Annotated in this window: 17 protein-coding genes; 14 read left to right on the forward strand and 3 right to left on the reverse strand. The window is 72.3% G+C overall.

Going from position 1 to position 18,355, the window contains the following annotated elements; translation table 11 throughout:
* Positions 1 to 19: 19 nt before the first annotated feature.
* Together IEZ05_RS27960 and thiD are read left to right on the forward strand one after the other, a co-directional pair.
* Positions 20 to 988: a thiamine-phosphate kinase gene (locus tag IEZ05_RS27960; protein ID WP_189233042.1), complete on the forward strand. Its 969-nt coding sequence runs from the start codon at positions 20 to 22 to the stop codon at positions 986 to 988.
* The gene (gene thiD / locus IEZ05_RS27965; RefSeq protein WP_189233043.1) at positions 985 to 1,788 is read left to right on the forward strand and encodes a bifunctional hydroxymethylpyrimidine kinase/phosphomethylpyrimidine kinase; all 804 of its coding nucleotides are present in this window, start codon (positions 985 to 987) and stop codon (positions 1,786 to 1,788) included. The genes IEZ05_RS27960 and thiD overlap by 4 nt, the downstream gene beginning before the upstream one ends.
* Before the next feature lie 179 nt (positions 1,789 to 1,967).
* Here the strand turns inward: thiD and rpmB are convergent, their stop codons facing one another.
* The gene (gene rpmB / locus IEZ05_RS27970; protein WP_003993230.1) at positions 1,968 to 2,153 is read right to left on the reverse strand and encodes a 50S ribosomal protein L28; all 186 of its coding nucleotides are present in this window, start codon (positions 2,151 to 2,153) and stop codon (positions 1,968 to 1,970) included.
* A 263-nt stretch (positions 2,154 to 2,416) separates the two neighbouring features.
* On the opposite strand from rpmB, the gene IEZ05_RS27975 reads away from it, so the two are divergent.
* The 9 genes from IEZ05_RS27975 (at position 2,417) to mutM (ending at position 11,646) form a co-directional block, all read left to right on the forward strand.
* Positions 2,417 to 4,123, forward strand: a complete 1,707-nt coding sequence (locus IEZ05_RS27975; protein ID WP_189233044.1) for a DAK2 domain-containing protein — start codon at positions 2,417 to 2,419, stop codon at positions 4,121 to 4,123.
* A 48-nt stretch (positions 4,124 to 4,171) separates the two neighbouring features.
* Complete coding sequence (gene recG, locus IEZ05_RS27980; RefSeq protein ID WP_189233045.1) at positions 4,172 to 6,388, forward strand: ATP-dependent DNA helicase RecG; 2,217 nt, start codon at positions 4,172 to 4,174, stop codon at positions 6,386 to 6,388.
* 26 nt (positions 6,389 to 6,414) lie between these two features.
* The gene (rsmD, locus tag IEZ05_RS27985) at positions 6,415 to 7,134 is read left to right on the forward strand and encodes a 16S rRNA (guanine(966)-N(2))-methyltransferase RsmD (protein WP_268255238.1); all 720 of its coding nucleotides are present in this window, start codon (positions 6,415 to 6,417) and stop codon (positions 7,132 to 7,134) included.
* Between the two features lie 26 nt (positions 7,135 to 7,160).
* Positions 7,161 to 7,640 carry a pantetheine-phosphate adenylyltransferase gene (gene coaD / locus IEZ05_RS27990; RefSeq protein ID WP_189233166.1) on the forward strand — a complete coding sequence of 160 codons (480 nt, stop codon included), beginning with the start codon at positions 7,161 to 7,163 and terminating at the stop codon, positions 7,638 to 7,640.
* Between the two features lie 132 nt (positions 7,641 to 7,772).
* Positions 7,773 to 8,876: a cell division initiation protein gene (locus IEZ05_RS27995; protein WP_189233047.1), complete on the forward strand. Its 1,104-nt coding sequence runs from the start codon at positions 7,773 to 7,775 to the stop codon at positions 8,874 to 8,876.
* 144 nt (positions 8,877 to 9,020) lie between these two features.
* Positions 9,021 to 9,665 carry a YceD family protein gene (locus tag IEZ05_RS28000; RefSeq protein WP_189233048.1) on the forward strand — a complete coding sequence of 215 codons (645 nt, stop codon included), beginning with the start codon at positions 9,021 to 9,023 and terminating at the stop codon, positions 9,663 to 9,665.
* Positions 9,666 to 9,667: 2 nt separating this feature from the next.
* On the forward strand, positions 9,668 to 9,841 hold the full coding sequence (gene rpmF, locus IEZ05_RS28005) for a 50S ribosomal protein L32 (protein WP_003951102.1): 174 nt from the start codon (positions 9,668 to 9,670) through the stop codon (positions 9,839 to 9,841).
* Positions 9,842 to 9,848: 7 nt separating this feature from the next.
* Entirely contained in the window at positions 9,849 to 10,697 is an 849-nt protein-coding gene (rnc, locus tag IEZ05_RS28010; protein WP_189233049.1) for a ribonuclease III, read from the forward strand.
* An 88-nt stretch (positions 10,698 to 10,785) separates the two neighbouring features.
* Positions 10,786 to 11,646 carry a bifunctional DNA-formamidopyrimidine glycosylase/DNA-(apurinic or apyrimidinic site) lyase gene (gene mutM, locus IEZ05_RS28015; RefSeq protein WP_189233050.1) on the forward strand — a complete coding sequence of 287 codons (861 nt, stop codon included), beginning with the start codon at positions 10,786 to 10,788 and terminating at the stop codon, positions 11,644 to 11,646.
* On the opposite strand, the gene IEZ05_RS28020 is transcribed toward mutM, so the two are convergent.
* A complete protein-coding gene (locus tag IEZ05_RS28020) occupies positions 11,643 to 12,035 on the reverse strand; it encodes a winged helix-turn-helix transcriptional regulator (protein ID WP_189233051.1) in 393 nt (130 codons plus the stop codon). The genes mutM and IEZ05_RS28020 overlap by 4 nt on opposite strands.
* Positions 12,036 to 12,109: 74 nt before the next feature.
* A complete protein-coding gene (locus IEZ05_RS28025) occupies positions 12,110 to 13,255 on the reverse strand; it encodes a CAP domain-containing protein (protein ID WP_189233052.1) in 1,146 nt (381 codons plus the stop codon).
* 161 nt (positions 13,256 to 13,416) lie between these two features.
* Here IEZ05_RS28025 and IEZ05_RS28030 point away from each other — a divergent pair, with 161 nt between their 5' ends.
* The 3 genes from IEZ05_RS28030 to smc all read left to right on the forward strand — a co-directional run bounded on the left by IEZ05_RS28030 (position 13,417) and on the right by smc (position 18,163).
* The gene (locus IEZ05_RS28030) at positions 13,417 to 13,698 is read left to right on the forward strand and encodes an acylphosphatase (RefSeq protein ID WP_189233053.1); all 282 of its coding nucleotides are present in this window, start codon (positions 13,417 to 13,419) and stop codon (positions 13,696 to 13,698) included.
* Between the two features lie 387 nt (positions 13,699 to 14,085).
* Positions 14,086 to 14,298, forward strand: coding sequence for a hypothetical protein (locus IEZ05_RS28035; protein ID WP_003973418.1), 213 nt, complete (start codon positions 14,086 to 14,088; stop codon positions 14,296 to 14,298).
* A gap of 277 nt (positions 14,299 to 14,575) precedes the next feature.
* Positions 14,576 to 18,163, forward strand: coding sequence for a chromosome segregation protein SMC (smc, locus tag IEZ05_RS28040; protein ID WP_189233054.1), 3,588 nt, complete (start codon positions 14,576 to 14,578; stop codon positions 18,161 to 18,163).
* Positions 18,164 to 18,355: the final 192 nt, after the last annotated feature.

The raw sequence follows: 18,355 nt of genomic DNA on the forward strand, positions 1-18,355 counted from the left end.
ACAGAAGGGGAGTAAGGCCATGAAGGGCACTGTTGGTGAGCTCGGTGAGTTCGGGCTCATCAGGGAGCTCACCTCCCGTCTCACCTCCACCCCGGCGGTCCGGGTCGGCCCCGGCGACGACGCCGCGGTGGTCGCCGCGCCCGACCGCCGGGTGGTGGCCAGCACCGACATCCTCGTCGAGGGGCGGCACTTCCGGCGTGACTGGTCCACCGCGTACGACGTGGGCCGCAAGGCGGCGGCACAGAACCTCGCCGACATCGCCGCGATGGGCGCCGTGCCCACCGCGCTGCTGCTCGGCCTGGTCGTGCCCGCCGAACTCCCGGTGACCTGGCCGACCGAGCTGATGGACGGGCTGCGCGACGAGTGCCAGGTCGCGGGCGCCTCCGTGGTCGGCGGCGACGTGGTGCGCGGCGACACCATCACCGTGTCCATCACCGCCCTCGGCGACCTGCGCAACCAGGAGCCCGTCACCCGGGGCGGCGCCCAGCCCGGCGACCTCGTCGCGGTGACCGGCTGGCTCGGCTGGTCCGCGGCCGGGTTCGCCGTGCTCTCCCGCGGCTTCCGCTCGCCGCGCGCCTTCGTCGAGGCCCACCGGCGCCCCGAGCCGCCGTACCACGCGGGCCCGGCCGCCGCGGGGCTCGGCGCCACCGCGATGTGCGACGTGAGCGACGGACTGATCGCCGACCTGGGCCACATCGCGGAGGCCAGCAAGGTCAGGATCGACATCCGCTCCGGGCAGATCGACATCCCGTCCCAGATGAACGACATCGGTCAGGCCGTCGGCGTCGACCCGATGCAGTGGGTGCTCACCGGGGGAGAGGACCACGCGATCGTGGCCACGTTCCCGCCGGACGTGAAGCTGCCCGCCCGCTGGAAGGTGATCGGCGAGGTCCTCAACCCCTCGGCGCTGCCCCAGGTGACCGTCGACGGGGCGCCCTGGACCAGCCAGGGCGGCTGGGACCACTTCGGCGGGGAGGTCGAGGCATGAGGCCGCCCCTGGTCCTCACCGTGGCCGGGTCCGACTCCGGCGGCGGCGCCGGCATCCAGGCCGACCTGAAGACGATGCTCGCCCTCGGCACGCACGGCATGAGCGTGCTCACCGCCGTCACCGCGCAGAACTCCCTCGGCGTGCAGGGCGCCTGGGAACTGCCCGTGGAGGCGGTCCGGGCCCAGTACCGCAGCGTCGTCGACGACATCGGCGTGCAGGCGGTCAAGACCGGCATGCTCTCCTCCGCGGAACTGGTCGAGACGGTCGCCGAGTTGATCAGCGGCACCGACGCCCCGGCCGTCGTCGACCCGGTCGGCGTCTCCAAGCACGGCGACGCGCTGCTCGCCGCATCCGCCCTGGACTCCGTACGCACCAAGCTGCTGCCGGCGGCCACCGTCGCCACGCCCAACCTCGACGAGGTCGCGCAACTCACCGGCGTGCGCGTCGAGTCCGACGCGGACCTGCGCCGGGCCGCCGCCGCCGTGCTGGAGTACGGGCCGCGCTGGGTGCTGATCAAGGGAGGGCATCTGTCCGGCGACGCCGTGGACCTGCTCACGGACGGTTCCGAGGAGCACTGGCTGCGCGCCCCGCGCCTCGACAACCGGCACACGCACGGCACGGGCTGCACCCTCGCGTCGGCTGTCGCCTGCGGCCTGGCGAAGGGGCAGTCGGTGCCGGAGGCCGTGACGGCCGCCAAGGAGTACGTCACCGGCGCGATCGCGGCCGGTTTCGCGCTCGGTGGCGGCATCGGCCCCGTGGATCACGGCTGGCAGCTCCGGCAGGGCACGGCCTCGGCGTGACGCCGGGGGCGGTGGTCCCTGCTAGGCCGGCCGCTGCAAGAAGGCGGCCGGCATGCGGGAAGCGGGCAGGAGAGGCCTGCGCCTCCCGAAGATTGCGGGCAAGGCAAAAAGCCGGCCCACCGAAGTGGACCGGCTCAGTGCAGCGGACCGGGCAGTGGCCGCGCGCTCAGCTGGACGCGTCAGCGCGAGACCTTGCCGGCCTTGATGCACGAGGTGCAAGCGTTCACGCGCTTCGGCGTCCCGCCGACCACGGTACGCACACGCTGGATGTTCGGGTTCCAGCGACGGGACGTACGGCGGTGCGAGTGCGAGATGTTGTTGCCGAAGCCCGGCCCCTTGCCACAGACGTCGCAGTTGGCAGCCACGGGTCACTCCAAAGACTTCAGATGCACTTACGGTTGATCCCGGCATGCCGGGACAGGATCTCGAGCGCGAACGGTCCGTGATCTGAGTGGCGGTGCCAGGGGGAGAGCCCGATCAGATCGGGCAACCGGAGCAGCATACAACGGCTGCTCCCGTACAACGAAACTACCATGGCGGTTCAGCGGCCCGCCCCCGGCCCTCTTCCGGTGGGCACCCTCCCGGGGTCTACGCTGCCTGCCACGTCCAGCAGCTCAAGGAGGCGCAGGTGGCGCAGGTGCCGCAGAGGTTCTTCGACGCTCTGGCGGTGCGCACCTGGTGCGGTCTGTCGCTGCGCGCGCTCGGACGGGCGCGCGAGGAGATCGACGCGATCAACGTGTACCCGGTCGCGGACGGGGACACCGGCACCAACCTCTATCTGACCGTCGAGTCCGCCGTCGCCGCCGTGGAAGCGGTGTTCGCGGCGCACGAGGTCGGACCGGCCGGACAGCACGCGGAGCCGCCCACCGACCCGGCGGGGACGGCCGGCGGGCCCACGCTGGCCGACGCCGTCGGCGCCATGGCGCACGGAGCGCTGATCGGCGCCCGGGGCAACTCCGGAACCATCCTGGCCCAGCTGCTGCGCGGCCTGGCCCAGGTGCTCACCGAACGGAGCGAGCCCGCCCACACCGACGGTCCGGGTCTGCGGCTGGCCCTGCGGCACGCGGCCGACTCCGCCCGGCAGGCCGTGGCCCACCCGGTCGAGGGCACCGTCCTCACGGTCGCCTCGGCCGCCGCCGACGCGGCACAGGAAGCCGGGGACGACTGCGAGGCCGTGGCCCACGCCGCCTACGAGGGCGCCCGCGCGGCACTCGCCGCGACCCCCGGACAACTGCCGGTCCTGGAGCGCGCCGGAGTGGTCGACGCCGGGGGACACGGCCTGGTGACCGTGCTCGCCGCCCTGGTCGAGACGTTCACCGGGCAGGCGCCGGCGGCGGGAGCGGTGGCCGTGCCGCACGCGCGCGTGGACCACGCGGGGCAGGAGAGCGCCGGGGAGTGCGACGCGGCGGACGGCCCCGCCTTCGAGGTGATCTACCTCCTGGAGGCCGAGGACACCGCAGTGGCGCGGCTGCGGCAGCGGCTCGACACCCTCGGGGACTCGCTCGTCGTGGTCGGCGGCGACGGACTGTGGAACGTCCACGTGCACGTCGACGACGCCGGTGCCGCCGTGGAGGCGGGCGTCGAGGCCGGACGGCCGTACCGGATCCGGATCACCCACTTCGGGCACGGCGACGTGCACACCACCGGCACCGAGCGCCCGCCGCGGGAACGGGCCCAGCGCGCCGTGGTCGCCGTCGTGCCCGGCGAGGGCCTGGCCGGGCTCTACGCCGAGGCCGGTGCCACCGCGGTGCTCGCCCGCCCCGGGGAGGCGCCCGCGAGCGGGGAGCTCGTCCAGGCCGTACGGCGGGCGCACGCGCGCGAGGTCGTGCTGCTGCCCAACGACGCCGAGCTGCGCCACACCGCCGCCGCGGCGGCCGAGCAGGCCCGCACCGAAGGCATCCGCGTCGCCCTGATCCCGACCCGCTCCGCGGTCCAGGGCATCGCCGCGCTCGCCGTGCACGAACCCGAGCGGCGCTTCGACGAGGACGTCGTGGCGATGACCTCGGCGGCCGGCGCCACCCGCTACGCCGAGGTCACCGTCGCCGAGCACCGGTCGTGGACGACGGCCGGCATCTGCCAGGCCGGTGACGTCCTCGGCCTCATCGACGGCGACGTGGCCGTGATCGGCGCGGACGTCACGGCCGTGGCCGGGACCGTACTGGACCGCATGCTCGCGGCGGGCGGCGAACTGGTCACGCTGGTCCTCGGCGACGACGCCCCCGAGCCCCTCGCCGAAACCCTGGAGGCCCGTGTCCGCGAGGCCTACCTCGCCGTCGACACGGTCGTCTACCGGGGCGGCCGGCAGGGCGCGCTGCTGCTGATCGGCGTGGAGTAGCCGCTACCTCCCGGCGGGTGGACGGGATTGTCAGTGGCGTGGTGTGCAATGGATCTCGTGCCCGCACTGCAAGAACCCCTCAAGAAGGTGCTCGGCCCCGCCACCGCGAAGGTGATGGCCGAGCATCTCGGCCTGCACACCGTCGGCGACCTCCTCCACCACTACCCCCGCAGATACGAGGAGCGCGGCCAGCTCACCCACCTCGCCGACCTCCCCATGGACGAGCACGTCACGGTGGTCGCCCAGGTCGCGGACGCCCGCCTGCACACCTTCGCCTCCGCCAAGGCGCCGCGCGGCAAGGGACAGCGCCTCGAAGTGACCATCACGGACGGCAGCGGCCGCCTCCAACTGGTCTTCTTCGGCAACGGCGTCCACAAGCCCCACAAGGAGCTCCTGCCGGGCACCCGGGCGATGTTCGCGGGCAAGGTCTCCGTCTTCAACCGCCGGCTGCAACTGGCCCATCCGGCATACGAGTTGCTGCGCGGTGACCCCGACGGCGAGGAGACCGTCGAGTCCTGGGCGGGCGCCCTCATCCCCCTCTACCCGGCCACCGCCAAGCTGGAGTCCTGGAAGCTCGCCAAGGCGATCCAGACGGTCCTGCCCAGCGCACAGGAGGCCGTCGACCCCCTCCCGGACTCCCTGCGCGAGGGCCGCGGCCTGGTCTCCCTGCCCGAGGCCCTCCTGAAGATCCACCGCCCGCACACCAAGGCGGACATCGAGGACGCCCGAGCCCGCCTGAAGTGGGACGAGGCCTTCGTCCTCCAGGTCGCCCTGGCCCGCCGCCGCCACGCCGAGACCCAACTCCCCGCGGTCCCGCGGCAACCCAAGCCGGACGGCCTGCTCACCGCCTTCGACGACCGCCTCCCCTTCACCCTCACCGAGGGCCAGCGCAAGGTCTCGCGCGAGATCTTCGACGACCTCGCCACCGACCACCCGATGCACCGGCTGCTCCAGGGCGAGGTGGGCAGCGGCAAGACGCTGGTGGCCCTGCGCGCCATGCTGGCCGTCGTCGACGCGGGCGGGCAGGCCGTGATGCTGGCGCCCACCGAGGTGCTCGCCCAGCAGCACCACCGGTCGGTCGTCGAGATGATGGGCGAGCTGGCCCAGGGAGGCATGCTGGGCGGCGCCGAGGACGCCACCAAGGTGGTGCTGCTCACCGGCTCGATGGGCGCCGCCGCCCGCCGCCACGCCCTGCTCGACCTGGCCACCGGCGAGGCCGGCATCGTCATCGGCACGCATGCGCTGATCGAGGACAAGGTGCAGTTCCACGACCTCGGCCTGGTCGTCGTCGACGAACAGCACCGCTTCGGCGTCGAGCAGCGCGACGCCCTGCGCGGCAAGGGAAAACAGCCGCCGCACCTGCTCGTCATGACCGCCACGCCCATCCCGCGCACCGTCGCCATGACCGTCTTCGGCGACCTCGAGACCTCCGTCCTGGACCAGCTCCCGGCCGGACGCTCACCGATCGCCAGCCACGTCGTCCCGGCCGCCGACAAGCCGCACTTCCTCGCGCGCGCCTGGGAGCGGGTCCGCGAAGAGGCGTCGAACGGCCACCAGGCGTACGTCGTCTGCCCGCGCATCGGCGACGAGGAGGACGGCCCGAAGAAGAAGTCCAAGCAGCCGGGCCCCTCCGAGGGCGACGCCGACAAACGCCCCCCGCTCGCCGTCCTCGACGTCGCCGAGCAGCTCGCGAAGGGCCCGCTCCAGGGGCTGAAGGTCGAGATCCTGCACGGTCGTATGCAGCCGGACGACAAGGACGCCGTCATGCGCCGCTTCGCCGCGGGCGAGACCGACGTCCTGGTCGCCACGACGGTCATCGAGGTCGGCGTCAACGTCCCCAACGCCACCGCGATGGTGATCATGGACGCCGACCGCTTCGGTGTCTCCCAGCTCCACCAGCTGCGCGGCCGCGTCGGCCGTGGCTCCGCACCCGGCCTGTGCCTGCTGGTCACCGAGATGCCCGAGGCGAGCGCGGCCCGGCAGCGGCTCAACGCCGTCGCCGGCACCCTCGACGGCTTCGAGCTCTCCCGCATCGACCTCGAACAGCGCCGCGAGGGCGACGTCCTCGGCCAGGCCCAGTCCGGCGCCCGCACCTCCCTGCGCGTCCTCGCGGTCATCGAGGACGAGGAGATCATCGCCGAGGCCAGGGAGGAGGCGGCAGCGGTGGTCGCCGCCGACCCGGAACTGACAAGCCTCCCCGGCCTGCGCACGGCCCTCGACGCCCTCCTGGACGAGGAGCGGGAGCAGTACCTGGAAAAGGGCTGAGCGGCAGCGCCGCAAAGGGCGCGGGGCTGTGCCGGCAGGCGGCCCCGCCGCGCGGGCGCGAGCACCACGACGCATGCGCGGCCGCCCCACGACGCGAGGCACCCCGGACCTCCTCCTGCCAGACTGAACCCACGAAGCCCCACGACCAAGGACCCGCCATGACCCGCGTGATCGCCGGCAAAGCCGGCGGACGTCGCCTAGCCGTCCCGCCGGGAACCGGCACTCGCCCCACCTCCGACCGTGCGCGCGAGGGCCTGTTCTCCACCTGGCAGTCCCTGCTCGGCGGCCCCCTGGACGGCGAACGGGTCCTCGACCTCTACGCCGGGTCCGGCGCCGTCGGCCTGGAGGCCCTGTCCCGCGGCGCCGGGCACGTCCTGCTCGTCGAGGCCGACGCCCGAGCCGCCCGCACCGTCCGGGACAACGCCAAGTCCCTCGGCCTGCCCGGCGCCGAGGTCAGGACGGGCAAAGCGGAACAGATCATCCGCACCCCGGCCCCGGCCGAGCCGTACGACATCGTCTTCCTGGACCCGCCGTACGCCGTCTCCGACGACGATCTTCGGGAGATCCTGCTCACACTCCGCACGGAGGGGTGGCTCACTGAGCAAGCGCTCGTCACCGTGGAGCGCAGCACCAGAGGCGGGGAATTCGGCTGGCCCGACGGCTTCGAGGCCATCCGGGCCCGTCGCTACGGCGAGGGAACGTTTTGGTACGGTCGCGCCGCCTCTACGTGCGAAGACGCACGATGACCGGACCGGAGAGCGAGGGAACTCAAGTGCGCCGCGCCGTCTGTCCCGGGTCGTTCGACCCGATCACCAACGGACATCTCGACATCATCGCCCGGGCCTCCAGTCTCTATGACGAGGTCTATGTCGCGGTGATGATCAACCAGGCCAAGAAGGGCCTGTTCGAGATCGAGGAGCGGATCGACCTGATCGGCCAGGTCACCGCCGAGTACGGGAACGTCCGCGTGGAGTCCTTCCACGGCCTGCTCGTCGACTTCTGCAAGCAGCGCGAGATCCCGGCCATCGTGAAGGGCCTGCGCGCGGTCAGCGACTTCGACTACGAGCTGCAGATGGCCCAGATGAACAACGGCCTCTCGGGCGTGGAGACCCTCTTCATCCCCACCAACCCCACCTACAGCTTCCTGTCGTCCTCCCTGGTCAAGGAGGTCGCGACCTGGGGCGGCGACGTCTCCCACCTGGTGCCGCCGCTGGTCCTCGAAGCGCTCTCGGAGCGCCTGAAGCAGGACTGAGCGCACCCCCGCACACGCCCCGAGCAGCCCCCGGAGACTGACATTCCGTCACCCGGTGTCCCCACGACACCCCAGGGTCGTACAGTCGTCCCGTCCGTCTCCAACACAGCTGTAGAGAGTGGCGAGCACACGGTGGACGTGCAGAAGAAGCTCGACGAGATCACCGCGATGGTCTCCGGCGCCCGCGCCATGCCCATGTCTGCCTCGTGCGTGGTCAACCGCGCCGAGCTGCTCTCGATGCTGGAGGAGCTGCGCGCCGAGCTCCCCGGCTCCCTCGCCCAGGCCCAGGAGCTGATCGGCGACCGCGACCAGATGGTCGCGCAGGCCCGCCAGGAGGCCGAGCGGATCATCGAGAGCGCGCACGCGGAGCGCGACTCCCTGATCGCCGACACGGAGGTGGCCCGCCGCTCCCAGGCCGAGGCCGACCGGATCCTCGCCGAGGCCCGCCAGGAGGCCGAGGAGGTCCGTGCGGAGGCCGACGACTACGTCGACTCCAAGCTCGCCAACTTCGAGGTCGTCCTCACCAAGACCCTCGGCTCCGTCGGCCGCGGCCGGGAGAAGCTCCTCGGCACCGGACCCGGCCTCGACGAGAACGGCTACGAGGACGAGGACGCCCCCGAGCGCAGCCACGACCCGGAGACCCTGCGCCGCGACGCCGACACCTACGTCGACACCAAGCTCGGCGCCTTCGAGGCGGTCCTGGCCAAGACCCTGGAGGCCGTCGGCCGCGGCCGACAGAAGCTGCACGGCCGGATCGCCACGGACGACCTCGGCGCCCTCGCCGACGACCTCACCACCGTCCAGCACTCCAGCGACGCCGACTACCTCGCCGACCTCGCGGCCCTCTCGGACGCCCCCGCCGGGCCGCCCCGGCAGCGGGAGTACGGCGAGCCCCAGCCGGCGGCGGCCCAGGCACCGGCCGTACCGGAGATGCCGGCGCAGCAGCCGGCGTACGGCTACGCGCAGCAGCAGCCCGACCCGTACGGCGGCTACCAGCAGCCCTACGACGGCTCGCACGACGCGTACGGCTACCAGCAGCAGCCCGCCGACCCGTACGCGTATCAGGGGTACGACGCCCAGCAACCGGCCTACGACGCCCAGGGTTACGCCCAGCCCCAGCAGCCCCCGCAGCTGCCGCCGGCCCAGCCGGGGGCCCTCGACGAGACCAGCCTCTTCGACACCAGCATGATCAGTGCCGAGCAGCTGAGGGCCTACGAACAGGGCCGCGGGCTCTAGCCCGGTGCCGGCCGCGGGGCCGGATTGGGCCGAGAGCGGAAGGTCCAGTATCCTGGCTCTTCGGTCGCGCGTACGTCCGCGATCAACGCTGCCCGGGGACACCGCAGGGCGGCGTTCCCCCAGCTCAGAAGATCGAAAGCAGGAATGGCCCTGAACGCCCGCCTCGACCACCGAAACCCTCTCGTGTTCGACACGCACGAGCTGGGACGGCGTCCTGGTGCGCTGCAGCGCCTGAACCGCACGATCGACGCTCCCCGGGACCTCGGTGTCGCGGGAGTCATCGGAGTGCCGGAGGGTGCCCCGTTGGAGCTCGAGCTCCGGCTCGAGTCGGTCTTGGAAGGGGTGCTCGTCACAGGCACCGCCCGTGCCAAGGCCGAGGGGGAGTGCGTAAGGTGTCTGGAGCCGCTGGAGCAGCAGCTCGAAGCGGACTTCCAGGAGATGTTCTCGTACCCTGACGCCGACGACCGGGGCCGCGTGAAGGCGGAACCGGCCGACGACGCCGAGGAAGACGAGGACAGGCTCTTCGTCGAGGACGGTCTGATCGACCTCGAACCCGTGCTGCGTGATGCGGTGGTGCTCGCACTGCCGATGCAGCCGGTGTGCCAGGAAGACTGTCAGGGTCTGTGCTCCGAGTGCGGAGTACGCCTGTCGGACGACCCGGACCACCACCATGACGCCGTCGACATCCGTTGGGCGGCTTTGCAGGGACTCGCCGGTTCACTCGAAGACGGCGAGAAGGACGAGATGAGCGGCGCCGAACCGGGCGTCGACGAGAAGCAGGAGAAGTAGCCGTGGCTGTTCCGAAGCGGAAGATGTCGCGCAGCAACACGCGCCACCGCCGGTCGCAGTGGAAGGCTGCGGTCCCCACCCTGGTTGCGTGCGAGCGCTGCCACGAGCCCAAGCAGCAGCACATCGCGTGCCCGTCTTGCGGCACTTACAACAAGCGCCAGGTCCTCGAGGTCTGAGCGGCTGGTGAGAGGCACTGTGTCAGTCCCCAAGAAGGCGGAAGACGCCAAGGCGGACCCACCCGCCAAGAAGAAGGCGGACACCCAGGCCTCGTCCCACACGCTTCTGGAAGGGCGGCTCGGCTATCAGCTCGAGTCCGCCCTTCTGGTGCGTGCGCTGACCCACCGTTCCTACGCGTACGAGAACGGCGGCCTGCCGACGAACGAGCGGCTGGAGTTCCTCGGTGACTCCGTCCTCGGTCTCGTCGTCACGGACACGCTGTACCGCACCCACCCCGACCTGCCCGAAGGCCAGCTGGCCAAGTTGCGGGCCGCGGTGGTCAACTCGCGTGCGCTGGCGGAGGTGGGCCGCGGGCTCGACCTCGGTTCCTTCATCCGGCTCGGCCGCGGTGAAGAGGGCACGGGCGGCCGGGACAAGGCGTCCATCCTCGCCGACACCCTCGAAGCGGTGATCGGCGCGGTCTATCTCGACCAGGGCCTCGACGCGGCCTCCGAACTGGTGCACCGCCTGTTCGACCCGCTGATCGAGAAGTCCTCCAACCTCGGTGCCGGCCTGGACTGGAAGACCAGCCTCCAGGAACTCACCGCGACCGAGGGGCTCGGTGTCCCCGAGTACCTGGTCACGGAGACCGGCCCGGACCACGAGAAGACCTTCACTGCTGCCGCCCGCGTCGGAGGCGTCTCGTACGGCACCGGCACCGGCCGCAGCAAGAAGGAGGCGGAGCAGCAGGCCGCGGAATCCGCGTGGCGGTCCATCCGCGCCGCGGCGGACGAGCGCGCCCAGGCCACGGAAGCCCCGTCGGCCGCGGACGTCGTCGCCGAGCCGAACGCCGACGCACCGTCGGCCTCCGCCTGACCACAGCACAGCACAGCACGACTCGAGCGCCCGCCCCAGCCCCGGGGCGGGCGCTCGGGCCGTCCACCGGACCGTCCGAGGGGGAGTCATGCCCGAGTTGCCCGAGGTCGAGGTCGTACGGCGAGGCCTGGAACGCTGGGTTGCCCACCGGACCGTCGCCGACGCCGAGGTGCTGCACCCGCGTGCGGTACGCCGGCACATCGCCGGCGGCGACGACTTCGCCCAGCGTCTGAAGGGCCACCGCATCGGCACGCCCAGCCGCCGCGGCAAGTACCTGTGGCTGCCGCTGGAGGACACCGGCCAGGCGGTCCTCGCGCACCTCGGCATGAGCGGCCAGCTGCTGGTCCAGCCGCACGAGGCGCCGGCCGAGAAGCACCTGCGCATCCGCGTCCGCTTCGCCGACACCCTGGGCACCGAACTCCGCTTCGTCGACCAGCGCACCTTCGGCGGCCTGTCGCTGCACGACACCTCCCCCGACGGACTGCCCGACGTCATCGCGCACATCGCCCGCGATCCCCTCGACCCGCTCTTCGACGACGAGGCGTTCCACCAGGCGCTGCGCCGCAAGCGCACCACGGTCAAACGGGCCCTGCTCGACCAGTCGCTGATCAGCGGCGTCGGCAACATCTACGCGGACGAGGCCCTGTGGCGCTCCCGCCTGCACTACGAACGCCCGACGGCCGGCTTCACCCGGCCCCGCACAGCCGAACTCCTCGGCCACGTCCGGGACGTGATGAACGCGGCGCTCGCCGTGGGCGGCACCAGCTTCGACAGCCTGTACGTCAACGTCAACGGGGAGTCCGGCTACTTCGACCGCTCGCTCGACGCGTACGGTCGCGAGGGTCTGCCCTGCCGCCGCTGCGGGACGCCGATGCGCCGCCGGCCGTGGATGAACCGCTCCAGCTACTTCTGCCCGAAGTGCCAGCGCCCGCCGCGCGCCGTGCTCTAACCCCGGGCGTCGTACCGCTCACGCGCCGCGAGAACCTCGTCCATGTGCCCCTCCAGGCACTGGATGAGCGAGATCAGCCGCCCCGCCACCTCGCGTCCCAGCGGGGTGAGTTCGTAGTCCACCCGGGGCGGGTTGGTGGGCTGGGCCTCGCGGTGCACCAGCCCGTCGCGCTCCAGTGCGTGCAGGGTCTGGGACAGCATCTTCTCGCTCACGCCGTCGACCCGCCGGCGCAGCTCGTTGAAGCGGAACGAACCGTCGTACAGCGCGCCGAGCGTCAGCGCGCCCCAGCGTCCCGTGACGTGCTCCAGGGTGCCGCGCGACGGGCAGGCCCGGGAGAACACGTCGAACGGGAGGTCCTGCTCCTTCGCGCGCTCCTGCGTGGTCGACATGTCTCCAGCGTACGTGAGCACAGCGCTGCCCCGCAGGGCGCGCCGACCGCACGACAGCGCCTGCGGTGCCTCGCTCAGTAGCCGAAGTCCTGTGTCCACCAGGGACCGCCGGGGCCGAAGTGGACGCCGACGCCCAGGGTCCGGAAGTCGCAGTTCAGGATGTTGGCCTTGTGCCCCGGGCTGTCCATCCAGGCGTCCATCACCGCCTGGGCGTCGGCCTGCCCGCGGGCTATGTTCTCGCCGCCGAGATCGCTTATCCCGGCCGCCTCGGCACGGTCCCACGGGGTGGCGCCGGAGGGGTCGGTGTGGTCGAAGAAGCCCTGTGCCGCCATGGCCTCGCTGAAGTCCTCGGCCAGTTCGCGCAGCGCGCTGTTGGCGGCGACCGGGCTGCAGCCCGCCTTGGCCCGCTCGTCGTTGACGAGCTGGAGCACCCGGGCCTCGGCGACGGCCTGCTCGGACACGGTGCCGGCGGGAGCGGCGGTCTTCCGCTCCGGCGCCTTCGTGGCCGGGCGCGACGGCGTGGGCTGCCGCTGCCGGCTGGGCGTGGACGCCTCGGGCTCCTCCGTCTTCGACGGTGTCTCGGCCGGCGCGGCCGACGTCGAGGCCGAGGACGACGGGGAGGCGGAGGCCGAGGGCGAGGAGGGGGACGCGGGGGCGGACGGCGGGACGGAGCGGTCCGCGCCACTGCTCGCGGACGCGCCGCCGTCGAGGCCGGCGTCCGCGCTGCCGGAGGTGCCGCCCTGCTCGGCCGGGTTGTTGGTCGGTACGTCCGCGGACTGCACCCGGTCGCCACCGCCTGCGCCGCCGATGCGGTAGTTGTCGAGGCCGGGCACCGCGCCCGTGGCCACGGCGACCGTGCCGAGGGCGACAGCGGCGGAGACGCCGAGCAGTCCCGTGCGGACCGGCGTGACGGCCCTCTTCTTCCGGCGGCGCCGCGACCCCCCGCGCTGCGGACCGTCGTCGGGCGTGAAGCCCTCGCTGGGGAAGGGAACCGTGAGGCTCGCCTCCGGCCGGCCCTCGCCGTCCCGGTCGTCCGGCCCGAACAGGTAGGCGTCGCTCTTCGCGCGGACCTCGGCGTACGCCTCGGGGTTCAGGTAGGGCGCGATGCCCATCGTGGGGCGGTCACCCGCGCCCGACGGGTGCCGGCCCTGTCCCGCGGATCCGTCCGTGCGGTGGACCTCCGCGGCGCGGCCGGCGGCGGAGCGTCGGTGGCGTCCCATGTCCTGGCCTTCCTCGTCCTCGCGGTCGACGTGTCCTCGCGTTCACCACAGAACTCACACGATCGAGTGAGTTTCAGGTGCGATTCATTGGGTGGGGACGGTACCGCATGGCGCCAGGGGGCGAAGTGTCCGGAGTGACATTGACTGGTTAGGTTGCACTCATGAGCGAGGATGTACGACTGGTCGCGTGGGTTCGCGGGCAGGTCCAGGGTGTGGGTTTCCGCTGGTTCACGCGGGCCAGGGCGCTGGAGCTCGGCGGCATGAGTGGTTTTGCTCTCAATCTGGCCGACGGGCGCGTCCAAGTGGTCGCGGAGGGCCCGCGGGAGCGGTGCGAGGGACTCCTCGACTGGCTGCGGGGCGACGACACGCCCGGGCGCGTGGACGGCGTCACCGAGATCTGGGACACACCTCGCGGCGGCTACGACGGCTTCGCCATCCGTTGACGAGGCCCCGCGCGGAGCGCCTCCGGACCCCGGGGCGTGGGCGCTACGGGGGGCCGCCGGAACGAAAACGAGCAGGTGGTTGCCAAGAACGCCGACCTCGTGGCAGGCTCCCCACCCAGGATGATCGCCACGCCCCCAGGGGCCCGCAGGAGTCGCAGCGCCGCCGTTTCCCGGCCGCGCGCCCCGGGCACCCGTCAATACGGGGCGTGATCGTGTTGACCGTCAAACTTTTTGGTGAGACGCTGAAAGCCCCGCGCACCTTAGCTGTTTGGCATGGTTGAACGGCAGTAAAAACTCAAGAGTGCCAAGCACCGCGGGTGCGATTCCCTCACGACCCATCGACCCACACCGCTTCGGTCGGTCACTCATTGTGGAGGACCATCCATCATGGCAAAGGCGCTTCTCGGTTACGTCGGCGGCTCCGACCCGCGACTCCTCGCCGAGATGCGACGGCTCCAGCAGCGCGTCCAGGACCTGGAATCCGAGCTCGGACGAATCCAGGCGGAGAACGACGCGCTGGCGGCTGCCGCTTCTCACGACAGGATCATGGAGAGCATGGAGAGCGTTGACGCACACCAGGCGGAGCCTGCGCTCACCTGATCACTGCATCGCTCCACGACGGCACGGCAGTGGTTGGGCCCGCCCGTACAACCGCTCAGTTGTCAGAGTTGCAAGGGACGCTTCGGCGTCCCTTCTTTCTTTCCCCGCCCCATCCGTCTCGTCGGACTCGTCCGCGACTCCCGCCCCGCCCGAACCTTCCCCCGTGCATCCTTTCACCCTCTTCAACGTCTGATGTGCCCTGCATGTTCACCTGTGAAACCGCGCTGGTTCACCGGTTCATGGAGTGAGACACCCCCGAAAGGTAGAGTCCGGCGGCGTGCACCTGAAGGCCCTGACCCTCCGCGGATTCAAGTCGTTCGCCTCGGCGACCACGCTCCGCTTCGAACCCGGCATCACCTGCGTCGTCGGCCCGAACGGCTCGGGCAAGTCGAACGTCGTGGACGCCCTCAGCTGGGTCATGGGCGAACAGGGCGCCAAGTCGCTGCGCGGCGGCAAGATGGAGGACGTCATCTTCGCCGGCACCACCGGCCGCCCACCGCTGGGCCGCGCCGAGGTGTCCCTCACCATCGACAACTCCGACGGGGCCCTGCCCATCGAGTACGCCGAGGTCACCATCACGCGGATCATGTTCCGCAACGGCGGCAGCGAGTACCAGATCAACGGCGACACCTGCCGCCTGCTCGACATCCAGGAACTGCTCTCCGACTCCGGCATCGGCCGCGAGATGCACGTCATCGTCGGCCAGGGTCAGCTGGACTCCGTCCTGCACGCCGACCCCACGGGCCGCCGCGCCTTCATCGAGGAGGCCGCCGGCGTCCTCAAGCACCGCAAGCGCAAGGAGAAGGCGCTCAGGAAACTGGACGCGATGCAGGCCAACCTCGCGCGCGTGCAGGACCTCACCGACGAACTGCGGCGCCAGCTCAAGCCGCTGGGCCGTCAGGCGGCGGTGGCGAGACGGGCCGCCGTCATCCAGGCCGACCTGCGGGACGTCCGGCTCAGGCTCCTCGCCGACGACCTCGTACGGCTGCGCGAGGCGCTCCGGGCCGAGATCGCCGACGAGGCCGCCCTCAAGGAGCGCAAGGAGAGCGCCGAGCGGGAGCTGGGCAAGGCGCTGCGGCGCGAGGCGGACCTGGAGGACGAGGTGCGCCGGCTCACCCCGCGCCTGCAACGCGCCCAGCAGACCTGGTACGAGCTGTCCCAGCTCGCGGAGCGGGTGCGCGGCACGATCTCCCTGGCCGACGCCCGCGTGAAGAGCGCCACCTCCACACCCCCCGAGGAGCGGCGCGGCCGGGACCCGGAGGACCTGGAGCGCGAGGCCGCCCGGGTGCGCGATCAGGAGGCCGAACTCGAAGCGGCCCTGGAAGCGGCCGAGCGCGCCCTGGAGGACACGGTCGCCCACCGCGCCGACCTCGAACGCGAGCTGGCCCTGGAGGAGCGCCGCCTCAAGGACGTCGCCCGCGCCATCGCCGACCGCCGCGAGGGGCTCGCCCGGCTCAGCGGCCAGGTCGGTGCCGCCCGTTCCCGCGCGGCCTCCGCCCAGGCGGAGATCGAGCGGCTGGCCGCTGCCCGGGACGAGTCCCGTGAACGGGCCGCCGCCGCCCAGGAGGAGTACGAGGCGCTCCGGGCCGAGGTCGACGGGCTCGACGCCGACGACCAGGAACTCGCCGAGCGGTACGAGGCCGCCAAGCGCCGGCTGGCCGAGGCGGAGGCCGCCCAGAGCGCCGCCCGCGAGGCGGCCACCGCTGCGGAGCGCGAGCGCGCGGCGACCCAGGCCCGCCACGACGCCCTCGCCCTGGGCCTGCGCCGCAAGGACGGCACCGGTGCGCTGCTCGCCGCGCGGGACGGCCTCGGCGGACTGCTCGGCCCCGCCGCAGGACTGCTCACCGTGGCGCCGGGCCACGAGGTCGCCGTGGCCGCCGCCTTCGCGGCCGCCGCCGACGCCCTCGCGGTGGCGTCCCCGGCGGCCGCCGCCGACGCCATCCGGCACCTGCGCAAGCAGGACGCGGGCCGCGCCGCCCTGCTGCTCGCCGGCGCCCCCGACGACATGGCGCACGAGCCGCGGAGCGACGGGCCGCCGTACGCCGCCGACCTCGTCCGCGGGCCCGCCGAGCTGATGCCCGCCGTACGGCGGCTGCTGCGCGGGATCGTCGTCGTCGGCACCCTGGAGGACGCCGAGGACCTCGTCTACGCCCACCCCGAGCTGACCGCCGTCACCGCCGAGGGCGACCTGCTGGGCGCCCACTTCGCGCAGGGCGGGTCCGCCGGGGCGCCCAGCTTGCTGGAGGTGCAGGCGTCCGTGGACGAGGCAGCCGCCGAGCTGACGGAGCTGGGCGTGCGGTGCGCGGAGCTGGCCGAGGCGCAGGAGGCGGCCGTCGAACGGCGCCGGGAGTGTGCCGCGCTCGTCGAGGAGCTGGGGGAGCGGCGCCGTGCCGCCGACCGCGAGAAGTCGTCCGTCGCCCAGCAGCTCGGGCGGCTCGCCGGACAGGCGCGGGGCGCGGCCGGGGAGGCCGAGCGGTCCGCCGCCGCGGCGGAGCGGGCGCAGGAGGCGCTGGACAAGGCGCTCATGGACGTCGAGGAGCTGGCCGAGCGGCTCGCGGTCGCCGAGGAGATGCCGGTCGAGGAGGAACCCGACACCTCCGCCCGCGACCGGCTCGCCGCCGACGGCGCCAACGCACGGCAGACCGAGATGGAGGCCCGCCTCCAGGCCCGCACGCACGAGGAGCGGGTCAAGGCACTCGCCGGACGCGCCGACTCCCTCGACCGGGCCGCCCGCGCGGAACGCGAGGCACGCGCGCGTGCCGAGCAGCGGCGGGCCCGGCTGCGGCACGAGGCGGCCGTCGCCGAGGCCGTCGCCGCGGGCGCCCGGCAGCTGCTGGCGCACGTCGAGGTCTCGCTTGCCCGCGCCGACGAGGAGCGCACCGCCGCCGAGGCCGCCAAGGCCCGGCGCGAGCAGGAACTGGCCGCCGCGCGCACCGCGGGGCGCGATCTCAAGGCCGAGCTCGACAAGCTGACGGATTCAGTTCACCGGGGCGAGGTACTCGGCGCCGAGAAACGGCTGCGCATCGAGCAGCTGGAGACCAAGGCGCTGGAGGAACTCGGTGTGGAACCGGCGGGGCTCGAGGCCGAGTACGGGCCGCATCAACTGGTGCCGTCCTCGCCCCCCGCCGAGGGCGAGGAACTCCCGGACGCCGGATCCGGCAGCGGCTCCGCCGCGGGCGAGCACCCGCGCAACCGCCCCCGGCCCTTCGTACGGGCCGAGCAGGAGAAGCGGCTGAAGGCGGCCGAACGGGCGTACCAGCAGCTCGGCAAGGTCAATCCGCTGGCCCTGGAGGAGTTCGCGGCGCTGGAGGAGCGGCACCAGTTCCTCAGCGAGCAGCTCGAGGACCTGAAGAAGACCCGCGCCGACCTGCTCCAGGTCGTCAAGGAGGTCGACGAGCGCGTCGAGCAGGTCTTCACCGAGGCCTACCGGGACACGGCCCGGGAGTTCGAGGGCGTGTTCAGCCGGCTCTTCCCCGGCGGCGAGGGACGCCTGGTGCTGACCGACCCCGACAACATGCTCACCACGGGTGTGGACGTCGAGGCGCGGCCGCCGGGCAAGAAGGTCAAGCGGCTCTCGCTGCTCTCGGGCGGGGAGCGTTCGCTGACCGCCGTGGCGCTGCTCGTGTCGATCTTCAAGGCGCGGCCGAGCCCGTTCTACGTCATGGACGAGGTCGAGGCGGCACTCGACGACACCAACCTGCAGCGGCTGATCCGGATCATGCAGGAGCTCCAGGAAGCCTCGCAGCTGATCGTCATCACGCACCAGAAGCGGACGATGGAGGTCGCCGACGCGCTGTACGGCGTCTCCATGCAGGGTGACGGCGTGTCGAAGGTCATCAGCCAGCGCCTGCGCCAGCCTGCGTAGAACGTCGCAAGCCGGGCATGTCAAATTCAACTCTTGAACACAATGCCGTCGAGGGCATCGCATAACTCACAGCTCTCGCCCTATTGACTTCGAAACTTGAAGGCATAGTCTCTGCAACGTTGCTTTTACCTTCAGGTACCTACCAGTGGCACCTCGAAGGGCGAACCACCCCGGCAGCGTTGCCGGAAGCCC

It is taken from the genome of Streptomyces flaveolus (assembly GCF_014648815.1).
In the GTDB taxonomy this organism is placed as follows: Bacteria; Actinomycetota; Actinomycetes; order Streptomycetales; family Streptomycetaceae; genus Streptomyces; species Streptomyces flaveolus.

Bases quoted from the DNA above. Each gene is read 5' to 3' on its own strand.
- thiD (WP_189233043.1), top strand. From the start codon at position 985: ATGAGGCCGCCCCTGGTCCTCACCGTGGCCGGGTCCGACTCCGGCGGC.
- IEZ05_RS28020 (WP_189233051.1), bottom strand. From the start codon at position 12,035: ATGTCGACCACGCAGGAGCGCGCGAAGGAGCAGGACCTCCCGTTCGAC.
- mutM (WP_189233050.1), top strand. From the start codon at position 10,786: ATGCCCGAGTTGCCCGAGGTCGAGGTCGTACGGCGAGGCCTGGAACGC.
- IEZ05_RS27960 (WP_189233042.1), top strand. From the start codon at position 20: ATGAAGGGCACTGTTGGTGAGCTCGGTGAGTTCGGGCTCATCAGGGAG.
- IEZ05_RS28030 (WP_189233053.1), top strand. From the start codon at position 13,417: ATGAGCGAGGATGTACGACTGGTCGCGTGGGTTCGCGGGCAGGTCCAG.
- IEZ05_RS28035 (WP_003973418.1), top strand. From the start codon at position 14,086: ATGGCAAAGGCGCTTCTCGGTTACGTCGGCGGCTCCGACCCGCGACTC.
- IEZ05_RS28000 (WP_189233048.1), top strand. From the start codon at position 9,021: ATGGCCCTGAACGCCCGCCTCGACCACCGAAACCCTCTCGTGTTCGAC.
- IEZ05_RS28025 (WP_189233052.1), bottom strand. From the start codon at position 13,255: ATGGGACGCCACCGACGCTCCGCCGCCGGCCGCGCCGCGGAGGTCCAC.
- recG (WP_189233045.1), top strand. From the start codon at position 4,172: ATGGATCTCGTGCCCGCACTGCAAGAACCCCTCAAGAAGGTGCTCGGC.